This window comes from uncultured Psychroserpens sp., assembly GCF_947492715.1.
Classification (GTDB): Bacteria; Bacteroidota; Bacteroidia; order Flavobacteriales; family Flavobacteriaceae; genus Psychroserpens.
In genome coordinates this window covers 300,761-313,193 of the sequence record NZ_CANLNS010000001.1, presented here as the reverse complement: position 1 = coordinate 313,193, position 12,433 = coordinate 300,761, and the positions used below count along the sequence as shown (strand labels likewise).

Annotated in this window: 11 protein-coding genes; all 11 read left to right on the top strand. The window is 34.0% G+C overall.

Translation table 11 applies throughout. From position 1 onward, the window contains the following. The gene (locus Q0787_RS01405) at positions 1 to 1,275 is read left to right on the top strand and encodes an O-antigen ligase (RefSeq protein WP_298900410.1); all 1,275 of its coding nucleotides are present in this window, start codon (positions 1 to 3) and stop codon (positions 1,273 to 1,275) included. Continuing rightward, positions 1,272 to 2,381: a glycosyltransferase family 4 protein gene (locus Q0787_RS01400; protein ID WP_298900409.1), complete on the top strand. Its 1,110-nt coding sequence runs from the start codon at positions 1,272 to 1,274 to the stop codon at positions 2,379 to 2,381. Before Q0787_RS01405 ends, Q0787_RS01400 begins: the two co-directional genes overlap by 4 nt. A 5-nt stretch (positions 2,382 to 2,386) precedes the next feature. Next, on the top strand, positions 2,387 to 3,538 hold the full coding sequence (locus Q0787_RS01395; RefSeq protein WP_298900408.1) for a glycosyltransferase family 4 protein: 1,152 nt from the start codon (positions 2,387 to 2,389) through the stop codon (positions 3,536 to 3,538). Position 3,539: 1 nt separating this feature from the next. Continuing rightward, complete coding sequence (locus Q0787_RS01390) at positions 3,540 to 3,956, top strand: DapH/DapD/GlmU-related protein (RefSeq protein ID WP_298900407.1); 417 nt, start codon at positions 3,540 to 3,542, stop codon at positions 3,954 to 3,956. 7 nt (positions 3,957 to 3,963) lie between these two features. Further along, complete coding sequence (locus tag Q0787_RS01385; protein WP_298900406.1) at positions 3,964 to 5,136, top strand: hypothetical protein; 1,173 nt, start codon at positions 3,964 to 3,966, stop codon at positions 5,134 to 5,136. Positions 5,137 to 5,210: 74 nt separating this feature from the next. Beyond that, positions 5,211 to 7,349, top strand: coding sequence for a bi-domain-containing oxidoreductase (locus tag Q0787_RS01380; RefSeq protein WP_298900405.1), 2,139 nt, complete (start codon positions 5,211 to 5,213; stop codon positions 7,347 to 7,349). Continuing rightward, positions 7,324 to 8,544, top strand: coding sequence for a delta-aminolevulinic acid dehydratase (locus Q0787_RS01375; protein ID WP_298900404.1), 1,221 nt, complete (start codon positions 7,324 to 7,326; stop codon positions 8,542 to 8,544). Before Q0787_RS01380 ends, Q0787_RS01375 begins: the two co-directional genes overlap by 26 nt. Beyond that, a complete protein-coding gene (locus tag Q0787_RS01370; RefSeq protein ID WP_298900403.1) occupies positions 8,534 to 9,232 on the top strand; it encodes a WecB/TagA/CpsF family glycosyltransferase in 699 nt (232 codons plus the stop codon). Before Q0787_RS01375 ends, Q0787_RS01370 begins: the two co-directional genes overlap by 11 nt. A gap of 24 nt (positions 9,233 to 9,256) precedes the next feature. Next, a complete protein-coding gene (wecB, locus tag Q0787_RS01365) occupies positions 9,257 to 10,351 on the top strand; it encodes a non-hydrolyzing UDP-N-acetylglucosamine 2-epimerase (protein WP_298900402.1) in 1,095 nt (364 codons plus the stop codon). 115 nt (positions 10,352 to 10,466) lie between these two features. Then, positions 10,467 to 11,579: an MraY family glycosyltransferase gene (locus Q0787_RS01360; RefSeq protein ID WP_298900401.1), complete on the top strand. Its 1,113-nt coding sequence runs from the start codon at positions 10,467 to 10,469 to the stop codon at positions 11,577 to 11,579. Positions 11,580 to 11,669: 90 nt separating this feature from the next. Then, complete coding sequence (locus Q0787_RS01355; protein ID WP_298900400.1) at positions 11,670 to 12,431, top strand: polysaccharide biosynthesis/export family protein; 762 nt, start codon at positions 11,670 to 11,672, stop codon at positions 12,429 to 12,431. Positions 12,432 to 12,433: the final 2 nt, after the last annotated feature.

Genomic DNA, 12,433 nt, shown 5'->3' with positions numbered 1-12,433 from the left:
TTGGAAGCATCTGTAAATCATATCTATTGGAATAAAGCGATCTATAAAAAATGGTTTAGCTCAAGACCTATTGGCTATAAGTGGATGCTTATGGTAATTTTAGTTTTTCCAATTTTCGCCTCTACCTGGGAAATGAAAAAAGCAGCTGGATTCTCTCCACTGCAAGTATTGGGTCTATTAGTATTTGCTTTTGCCTTTATATCTAATATTAGAAAAAAAGCTAAGGGAGGAAAACTTATTTTTACACTTTATGTCTTTTTGTTACTGCTATTTTTCAATCTTATTTTAGTACTGCTGTTTGAGTTTTCAATGTCTCAATTTGGAAATAGCATTCGCACACTGTTGCCTTTTTTACTCTTCTTCTATTTTAGAAAGTACATCAACACCAAGCGCGATTTAGAAGGGTTTATGATCACTTTTCTAATTGCATCTATATTTCCATTCGCAACCTTGTATTATGAAATATTAGTGGCCCCAATTAGAGAAGTTAAACTCGCTGAGTCTAGAGGTGGCGGATTACGATTAGGGGGTTTTTATGCAGATTTGTTTGGGTATATGAGTCATATCATCTGCGTATTGCTTACCTATTTATACTTTTATATAAAAACACTTAATTATAGAAAACGACATTTCATTTATAGCAACTATGGTTTTGCTATCGTTTTATTGGTTTGTCTTATTGGTGTTTATAATTTAAGACATCAGGCATCATGGGCAGTATCATTAACCTTATTGCTTATATTTTTTCATTATATCCGGAAAAACATTACTAAATTTCAAATGTTCGTTTTTGTAGCAATGTTTGCTATTTTAGGGGCCTATTTTTACTTTGAAGTTTTTCAAACACTGTACGCTAAAGATATTAACGTGTATCAAGGTGAAGCTCAAGATTCGGCAGCATTAAATGGTCGAATGTGGATTTGGCAACGTTATTTCGCACATTGGGCAGATTTTAAAGTGGTGTCTCAATGGTTTGGGGTTGGGCTAGAGCAAAGTTCTCTTTCTGCTATTATGATGAGCGGCGGAATGCATAACGACTATATTAGATTTTTCTTCTCGACAGGTATAATTGGCTTTATATGTTATTTTTCGTTCTTAATCTTTTTAATTATTAATGCCTTTAAAATTAAAATAAAAGAAATTCGATTTTTAATGCTGTGCACTCTGGTGATAATTATGTTATATGGTATTAGTGCCTTACCTTTATTAGCATCAGGAGCATTAATGTATTTTACCTTAGCCGTACTTTCATTGACTAAAAAAAATATAATATGACAAGGATATTATGGTTGGCACCAAGTTTTAATCACTATAAAGCAAGGTTTTTAAATCGATTAGCAGAAGAAAAAGATGTTGAATTGACCATCCTAGCAGGAACTGGACGTCAAGGTCAAGGGGATTTAGATTTAGATGAGAATTGGAACTTTAACTACCAAAAACTAATGGTTTCAAAAGCTAAATTTGGAGGTTCTAAAGAGGTACGTGCCTATATAAGGAAACACCTTAGTGCTTTTGATTGGATTTTGATTCCTGCTGAAAAAAAGAACCTTCTTCTTTTTATGTTTAGTATGCGCCTAAGAAAAAGACGCAAGTCAAATGTTAAACTGTTTTCTTATAACCATCCATTACTAAAATCCAAACGTGGTAGGTTTAAAGCCATAGACAGAGAGCTTTCTAAGTTTTTTTATAAACATTTGGATGCGGTTGTTTTTTATACTGAAGCCAGTTATCACTTGGCTATTGAGGAAAATCTTGTAGACCCCAAAAAAGCCTATTGGGCTAATAATACTATTGATACTAAGGAAATAGATACGTTCTATTCGTTTGTGTTGCCTCCAAAAGATAAGCTAATTCTATTATTTATAGGGCGACTTATTCCATCTAAACGAGTAGATTACTTTTTAGAGTATACAGCCCAACTCGAAACGAAATTGAAACAAGAGATTTTTATTGAGATTATTGGAGATGGACCAGAAAGGCATCATGTTGAAACAGCCTTAAAACAACGAAAAAACGTGACATGGCATGGAGCCGTTGTGGATGAACAGATTATAAGCCCAATCATGTCTCGCTCAAGTTTAATATTTATGCCTGGATTATCTGGGTTATCAATAAATCACGCCTTGGCTTATGGAAGACCCTATGCTACTCTTGAAGCCGAAAGACATGGTCCTGAAATTAGTTACCTAAAGCATAATCATAATGGTTTTATTTTGCCAGAAAACGTAGACCAAGCTAACGCCATTCTTGTGCCTTTTTTATCGAGCCAAGAACAAATTAAGAAGTTTTGTGAGCAGGCAAAGAAAGATAATGAAACAGTGTCCATAGATCTATGGATAAAAAAAATGAAGTCCAATTTATTAATTCAAGCTAGTTCGTAATTACTTTGACACCTAAAAAGAAAAAAATACTGTTTATTGGTCCGTTACCACCACCATATTCTGGCCCAGAATTGAGCACGCAACAACTGTTAAACTCCCCTTTGGTCGATATGTTCAATGTTAGCTTTATTAATACTAATGTTAGAAAAGATAATGTGAAAAAAGGAAAGGCAGATATGACAGCATTACTCGCTGTAATAAAATTTAATATTGCCTTAATAAAAAAACTAATTGCTCACAGACCTCATGTGGCCTATCACTTAGTAACTCCAACTCAAATAGGATGGCTAGGAAGAGATATTTGGTTCTTGTTTTTTTGCTGGTTGTTTAGAACAAAAAGTGTGATTCATTTTAGAGGAAGTCATCTTAAGTTAAATTACAGCAACTTTAATCCAGTTGTAAAGAAGATTATCAAAGTATTATGTAAAACAGTAGACAGGGCTGTGGTACAATCTAAATCATTAACCAATCAATTTGAAGGCTTAGTTCCTGAAGAAAAAATAATGGTCATACCTAATACCATAGACGATAGCTTTTTTGAGTTAGAACGTGACGAATTATCAACACCTCAGTTTTTGTTTTTTGGACATCTTACTAAAGCAAAAGGCTATGTAGATATTGTAAAAGTTATTCCAGAAATTGCAAGAAAATATCCTGATGTGAAGTTTGTGTTCTGCGGAAATATGAAACGCGGTGAGCCAGGCGTAAAATACAATCAGTATTCTGGAGAACGCATTACGTATGAAGATCCGTTTGAGATTGAAAAGGATATCTTAAACTCTCCATTTGCTAAAAATTATTTGAACTATGGCGTTATTTCGGGTCAAGAGAAATTAGATGCTTTGTCACAATCTTGGGCTTTTATTTTACCATCGTATTCAGAAGGGTTCTCAAGGTCTATTTTAGAAGCAATGGCTTCTGGGTTACCTGTTATTGCTACACCTGTTGGTGCCAATAAAGATTTTATAGAACATGATAAAAATGGTTTGGTAAATTTACCTGGAGATTTGAAACAACTAGAACAAAATATTTTAAATATTTTAGAGTCTAAAGAACGACGTGATTATTTGTCGAAGCAAGCAAAAGCTACTTTAAAAAGAGAATTCGTTGAAGCTATTGTCATTCAAAAATATATAACACTATTTAACACTATATGATATGAAAACTGTAATTAGAAAACTTGTGTTTTATGCAGGTCAAGTGATTCGATTTATCTATTATTCTTTTCTTAGATTTAATGGTGTTGAAATTGGAAAAAACACATTTATTAGCCTTGGAGCAAAGATTGATACACAGTTTGGAAAAGTAGTCATTGGTGATAACGTACATATTACTTCTGGATGTGTATTATTAGCTCATGATGGTGCTTTAAAACAAATGGATCCTTCGGCAAACCCAAGAGGGAAAATTGTAGTTGAAAACAATGTCTTTATTGGTGTAAATTCTGTGGTTTTAATGAACGTTACAATTGGTGAAAATAGCGTTATTGGGGCAGGTTCTATTGTGAACAAGGATATTCCTAAAAATTCACTTGCCATTGGTAATCCTGCAAAAGTAATTAGAAGTTTAGAGTAGTTGAGATATGTTTAAATTCTTAAGAAAACTTGTTTTAGGTCCTGCATATTTTTATCATGTCCATCTGATTAAAAAATCGAAGCGCTGGTCTCGTTCAGATATTGAGAATTATCAAGCACAAAAAATAACAACTTTAGATGTCGATTTTACAACGAAAGATGATATTAGAAATAACCCTGATATGTATCTTCGGAAATCTCTTTTCGTTCCTATTAGACAAGTACGAACAGGAGGTACATCTGGCACTCCCTTCAAGTTTTTTCAAGATTTGTTCTTTACAAGACAAAAGGAAAGAGCCTATCTTTTTGATATTTGGCGCGATGTTGGGTATAAAGGTTTTGATTATAAAATAGTCGTTAGAGGCAATATGCCCAAAAAAGCGATTGCTTATAATATGATTAATAATTCGTTGGTTATTTCTCAAAATTATTTTGTGGAAGAACATAGAGCACATATTGTTGAGTTGTTTAGCAAAAAGGCATGCTTTCTTCACGTATATCCAAGTACCTTACTGTTTTTAGTAGAGTTTTTTGGAGATGATACGTTTCAAAAATTTCCAATAAAAGGTGTGTTGGCTGGTTCTGAAGCATTTCCCATTGAGCAAATGACATGGTTTAAAAAGAAGTTTGATGTGCCTATTGCGCACTGGTATGGACATAGCGAATATGCAATTTTGGCTCGTTTCTGTCACAACTGTAAAGAGTTCCACTTTTATCCCACTTATGGTAAGATGGACCTTTTAAAAGAAGATCATGACTACAAGATTTTGGCTACTGGATTTCAACGTTATGGTACGCAGTTTAGGCGTTATTTTACAGGAGATTTTGCAAAACCATCACAAAACGACTGCCAACTTGATAACTATAACAAAGTACATGCTATTGTGGGTAGAGAGCAAGATTTTATTTTCGATAACAAAGGAGTAAAACGTGCGTTTGGTCCCTATCTTTTTGGTATACATAATGAGTTTTGGGATTACATTCTGGATATTCAGTTTATTCAAAAGACAAAAGGAAATATTGAGGTCAAATTTGTAGTTTCTAAAGAATTCAATGAAACAGCCTTTAAAACTATTATTAAAGATAGGTTTGAACTATATAACGTTCAATTTATAAGGGTTGAACAGATAGAAAAGACCGTTTCGGGAAAACACGTTTATTTTAGGCAGCAAGTTCAATAATTAAACTCTTCTTATTATAATTGTTTCTTAAGCAATAACCCTCTATTTTTGTCCCATATAACTTATTATAACACATGCAACAACTCACTCAAAAATTAGGTTCTGGAGATATGATAATTCAAGACGTACCTTATCCTCAATTGGGAAAAGGAATGATTATCGTAAAAAACCACTATTCTATTATAAGTGCAGGAACAGAAGGTTCTACAGTTGTTGCTGCCCGCAAAAGTTTAATTGGAAAAGCAAAAGAACGCCCTCAACAGGTAAAGCAAGTTGTTGAGACCTTAAAAAAGCAAGGACCTATTCAGACGTATAGAGCTGTTATGAAAAAATTAGACGCCTATTCTCCTTTGGGTTATAGTTGTGCTGGTGAAGTGATTGAAGTGGGTGATGGTGTTACAGAATTTGAAGTTGGAGATAAAGTGGCTTGCGCTGGAGTAGGCTACGCTAATCACGCAGAGATTGTTTCAGTGCCTACAAATTTATGTGTAAAATTAGATGAGAACGCAAACCTTAAAGATGCTGCGTATAACACTTTAGGCGCAATTTCTATGCAAGGTGTACGACAAGCAGATATGCGTGTTGGAGAGTCGTGTGTGGTTATTGGACTTGGTTTGTTGGGTCAGTTAGCAGCATTAATACTAAGAGCTTCTGGTGTTACGGTTATTGGTGTAGATGTTTCTGAAGCTGCGGTAAAGCAGGCAGTTGATCATTCAGTTGTAGATCTCGGATTAACTAGAGATGCTTCTGGTATTGAAGAACAAATACAACAAGCAACACAAGGTTATGGGGCAGATGCGGTTATTATTGCTGCGGCAACATCAAGTCTTGACCCTATTAATTTTGCGGGAGCTATAGCTCGAAAAAAAGGAAAGGTTGTAGTCTTAGGTGCGGTTCCTACAGGTTTTGATCGTGATCCATTTTGGTATCGTAAAGAATTAGAATTAAAAATGGCTTGTTCTTATGGGCCAGGACGTTATGATCTCAATTATGAGGAAAAAGGAATTGACTATCCGTTGCCTTATGTACGATGGACGGAGAAACGAAACATGGAAGCATTTCAACGATTGATTGCAACAAAAAAAATTGATATAAATTACCTTACAACACACGAATTTGATTTTGAGAATGCCAAGTCGGCTTTTGATTTGGTGGTTTCTAAAACTGAACCTTTTACAGGAATTGCCTTAAAATACAATATAGATAAAACGGTTTCAAAAGCTAAAATTTCTACATCAGAGAGTTCTAAACCGGGAAAAATTAATGTGTCTTTTATAGGAGCAGGGAGTTATGCTCAAGGCAATTTACTTCCTAATATTCCAGAAACTAATGACATAGGAAGAATAGGGGTTTTAACCAATACAGGAACTACATCGAAACGCGTTGCGGAAAAGTTTAAATTTCAGTTTTGTGCAACGCAGGAAGAAGATGTTTTAGACGAAAAAACAAACACTGTTTTTGTGGCTACACGTCATGACTCTCATGGACCATATGTTTTAAAAAGCTTGGAGGCTAAGAAGCATGTTTTTGTAGAAAAACCACTATGTCTTTTGGAATCAGAACTCAATGCAATTATAGCGATGCAGTCTTCTGTAAATAGAGCGGTTATGGTTGGTTTTAATAGACGATTTTCCCCTTTAACAGAAACCTTAAAGAAAGCGATTGGTAATAATCCAATGACGATGATATACCGAATTAATGCTGGAGCGATTCCTGGTGATAATTGGATCCAAGATTTAGAAATTGGTGGAGGTCGCGTTTTAGGAGAGGTTTGCCATTTTATAGATTATCTTACATTTCTTAATGGCAGTCAACCAATAAAAGTATCGGCAACTGCGCTTCCAGATGCTAACCAATTAAATGATACGTTAAATATTCTTATTCAGTTTGAGAATGGCTCATCTGGAGTTGTTGCTTATTATGCTAATGGCTCAAAGTCTATGGCCAAAGAATATGTTGAGGTGTTTTCTGCAGGATTATCTGCAACGCTCAACGATTTCAAAGAATTGAAAATTTACGGAAAAGGAAAACCTAAAAAGACTAAAATTTTTAATCAAAATAAAGGACAAAAAGAAATGGTTAAGGCATTTGTAGATGGCTTACTTAAAGATGGTAATGCACCAATACCATTTAGCGATATTGTTGCTGTAACCAAAGCATCTTTTAAAGTTTTAGAATCTGTAAAACGTGGAGGGCAACAAGTTGAGATATAAGGTAGCATCAAGTTTTTTAAAACTCAGAACCTATTGTGAGGCTGAAGATTTTAAAGGTTGGGATCCTTACGATGGTCTAAATTCGAAAGTGTTCCAGGCACTACCATTTAAACATTGGGATTTAGCAAGGTTAGCATGGATACAAGGGTTTAAGAGAAGTCCAATAAATTTTAGAAGTTTACTTTTAGTACCTAAAGAGCATAATGCAAAAGGTGTCTCTTTATTTCTATTGGGTTATTGTAGGCTATATCAATTGGCCGAAAATGGCTGTGAAGATTTTGGAACTAAAGCAACTATTTTAGAGCGTATCAATAGCATTACGAAGCTACTATTAAGTTTACGGAGTCATGGATACTCTGGTTCTGCTTGGGGTTATAATTTTGATTGGCAAGCTAGGAGATTGTTCTTATTTCCAAAACATACACCAACTGTTGTTGCCACTTGTTTTTGTGTTGAAGCGTTGTTAGAAAGCTATAAAATCACAAAAAATGAAACTGTTTTAAAAGAAACCTTATCAGCGGCAGATTTTGTTGTCAATGATTTATCTAGAACACCTCATGGTAACGGTGTTATATTTTCATATAGTATTAAAGATGGAAATAATACAGTAATCAACGCGTCACTTTTAGGTGCTAAAATATTGAGTTATTCGTATAAATATTCTGGTAATACCTCTCATGCCAATTTAGCGAAGCAGGCTGTAATTGCAGCATGCGACTTGCAGGAAGAAGATGGTTCTTGGATTTATGGTTTGTTGCCTATTCAGTCATGGAAGGACAGTTTTCACACAGGATTCAATTTAGATGCGATTGAAACGTATCAGCAAAACACTGGAGATTTTACATTTCAGAATAATATAGATAAAGGACTTAAATATTATATCGAAAATTTCTTTGAAGATAATGGTATGCCTAAGTATTACGATACTAAAACCTATCCAATAGATATCCATTGTCCGGCTCAAGTGATTGTAACCTCGTCCAAACTAAATCAATTTAAAAACAATGAAGATTTATTGGCTAAAGTTTTGGATTGGACTATAGATAATATGCAGGATAAAAAAGGCTATTTTTATTATCAATTAAAAAAGGGGATGAGCTCTAAAATATCATATATGAGATGGAGTAATGCATTTATGTTTAATGCGATGGCACATTTCTTGTTAGAAACTAAATCTGGAAATTGTGGAAGCTAAATCTTTAAATGGTGTTATAACCTATGCACCAACATCTAGAGAAGCGTTAATGAAATACGCCTTTGACAACCATAAAATAATGGTCGCTGTGAATGCTGAAAAAATACTTCATGCCACAGATGAAAGTCGCAAACTGATTAATAGAAATTTAGGTTACCCAGATGGAATTGGTGCTGTTTGGGCGCTTCAAAAAAAAGGCGCAAAAGATGTAGTTAAAATACCAGGATGTGAACTTTGGTTGGATGTTGTTGGACAGTATTATACAACGAAATCTTTTTATCTGGTAGGGGGAAAACAAGAGATTATTGAAGACACAGTGACTCAGCTGAAATCTCAATTTGATGGGATTAATATCTGTAATTTTAGGAATGGATATATTAAGACAGATGCTGAGGAGTTGGCATTGATTGAAGATATTAAAATACACAAACCCGATGTTGTATTTGTAGCTATGGGCTCACCTAGACAAGAGAATCTAATGGAGAGAATCCAAAAAGAACATCAAGCTGTTTATCAAGGCTTAGGTGGTAGTTTTGATGTTTACACAGGTCATGTGAAGCGTGCACCAGAATGGTGGGTGAAAAACAATATGGAATGGACTTACAGGTTATTAAGTCAGCCATCAAGAATAAAACGTCAAATACACTTAGTACGTTTTTTTATTAATTTGCATTTAAATCGTTATTAAACGATATTTTAACTAAAAATGAATATGTATAAAGTTACTATAATTGCTGGGGCTAGACCTAATTTTATGAAGATCGCGCCAATTATTCATGCCATTCAAAAAGCAAGACAAGATGATTTTGATATTGATTATAGATTAGTTCATACTGGGCAGCACTATGATAAAAATATGTCTGGAAGCTTTTTTGAGCAACTTGGAATACCAGAACCGCATGTAAATTTGGAATGTAGCGGAGGTACTCAGGCTGAGCAAACAGCAAATATTATGGTTCATTTTGAAAAAGAATTGATGGCCAATCCAGCAGATTTGGTACTTGTTGTGGGAGATGTAACTTCTACTATGGCGTGTGCTCTAGTGGCCCAAAAAATGCATACAAAAGTAGCTCATGTTGAAGGAGGAATTAGATCGGATGATTGGACGATGCCAGAAGAGATTAACCGATTGGTTACCGACAGTATCACTAATTATTTTTTTACGACTTCAGATACTGCCAATTCAAATCTAAGGTCTAGCGGTGTTGATGAAAATCAGATTTTCTTTGTTGGAAATACAATGATTGATACACTGCTAAAGCAACGTCCAAATTTTAAACAACCTAAAGTTTGGAATGATTTAAATCTTAATCAAGGTAATTATATTGTAATGACTCTTCATAGACCCGCCAATGTGGATGAAGAATCTCAATTAAAGGACATGATTGATGAGATTATTGCTCATACACAAGATTTACCTCTGGTATTTCCAGTGCACCCTAGAACGGCAAAGATTTTGGAACGACTGCAAGTGAGCCACCCAAGACTCCATATGGTTGAACCTTTAAGTTATTTAGAGTTTAATTTTTTAGTAGAGTGTGCTAAAGCTGTAATTACAGATTCTGGAGGAATTACAGAAGAGGCGTCAATACTACGTGTTCCATGTTTAACACTTAGAGATAACACAGAACGACCTGAGACGATTACATTAGGCACGAATGAATTGGTAGGTACAGATCCTAAAAAACTAAAACCATATTTAGATATACTTTTTTCGGGACACTGGAAAACTGGTCAAGATATTCCTTTATGGGATGGACAAACCGCAAATCGTATTGTAGAATGCCTAAAAAACCTTGAATCTTAATTTCCATTTATTGCCCCAAGAGAACCTTACGCCATTGAAAGTCAAATGCTTTGGCTTTTTAATTTGTATCTTGCATACAAGAGATGGATCGTTTTAATAATATATCAACTTCCCGATGATAGAAACACTACTTGAAAATTTTAATCCTAATAATAACGCAATTGCGTGGTTAATTTCAGCATTTGTCTTAGCATTTATTATTGCCCAACAAACTTTTCCTACCATTTTATATGTAGCCAAGAAAAAGCACTTAATGGACGAACCAGATAGCAGAAGTATGCATACTAATAATACTCCTACCCTTGGTGGTATTGGGATTTTTCTGAGTCTGGTTGTTGTAATGACCATTGTTGGAGCCATGTTAAACACGAAGGTTTTACTCCTTGTTATGGGCGGATTAACCATTTTGTTTTTTTTAGGGTTGAAAGACGACTTAACAGTGTTGTCAGCAAGGAAGAAGTTTTTGGGTCAATTGTTTGCGGCTTTATTACTTATTGTATTTACAAACACTAGAATTATAGGTTTCTCTAAAATATTAGATATTGATGTTTTGCCATATTGGGTGTCTATCTTTTTTACGCTTTTTGTTTATGTCTTAATAATAAATGCCTATAATTTAATTGATGGCGTTGATGGCTTAGCTGGTAGTATCGCTCTATTGATAAGTGCTATTTTCACCTTTCTATTTTATAATTCTGGAGCCTTAAGTTTAGCTACAATTTCGGTAGCATTAATAGGAGCTTTACTAGCTTTTTTAAGATTGAATTTTTCAAAAAAGAATAAAATTTTCATGGGAGATACAGGGTCCATGATTGTAGGATTTTTGTTGGCTTTTTTTACTATCAGTTTTATATCTCAATCACAAACAACCATAAGTTCTAGGTTTTTTAAGGCATCTCCTGCTCTTGCTTTAGCTATGTTGTTTTATCCGTTAATGGATACTTTTAGAATATTTGTTATTCGAATTTTTGTTTTAAAAAAGAGTCCTTTTGAAGCAGATCAAAATCATATACACCATCGATTTATTCAATCAGGATTTACACATAAGCAAACTACCTTACTTATTGTTTTAATTAACTTTGTGATTATGGCAATAGCCTTTAATATGTTGCATTTAAATTTAAACACACAAATAGGGTTATTGCTAATTTATGGATCTGTTTTATTCTATATCCCTTTTCTATTAAGACGAAGAATGAATAAAACAAATGAAAAAATTAAGGTTTAACTCAATTTTTTAACTGTTAATCCTAACCTGACTAAGACACGAGATTGCCGCAAATACGTTATATTTGCGTCTTCATTAATTAATAGACATATGAAAATTAAGTTTTTAGGATTATTATTACTTATTGTACTTTCATCTTGTGCTTCAAAAAAGCAAGTTTTATATATGCAAGATGCTATGCAAAATAGCAATTCGGAAATTACTTATCAAACGGCAACAATCCAACCTAACGATATTTTAAAAATAACAGTTGAGAGTTTAGTGCCAGAGGCAGCCATTCCTTATAACAGAGGAGCAAATAGTGGTGTTCAGGTAAACTCTTTAGAACTTATAAAACTGCAAGGATATCTCGTGACAAATGAAGGAACGATAAATTTTCCAATTTTAGGTCAGATATCAGTTTCTAATTTAACAACCTTAGAGATTGAGGAAAAAATAAAAGGACTTTTGGTCGATGGAGGTCATTTAAATAATCCAACATTAGAAGTGCGATTAGTAAATGCCAAGATAACCGTATTAGGAGAAGTGAAAGCTCCTGGGACTTACAATTTCACTGAGCAAAATATTACCATTCTTCAGGCTTTGGGGTATGCAGGAGATCTTACTATAAATGGAAAAAGAGATGACATAATAGTAACTAGAGATGTTGATGGTGTTAGAAAAATAACGCACATAGATTTAACATCAACAGCTTTTATGAATAGTGAGTATTATTATATAAAGCCAAATGATGTCATCATTGTTAACCCTAATAATCCTAGAGTTAAGAATGCTGGTTTTGTAGGTAATGTTGGAACCGTACTTACTATTGCGTCTTTAGTATTAAGTTCAATTATTTTACTGTCTCGATAATT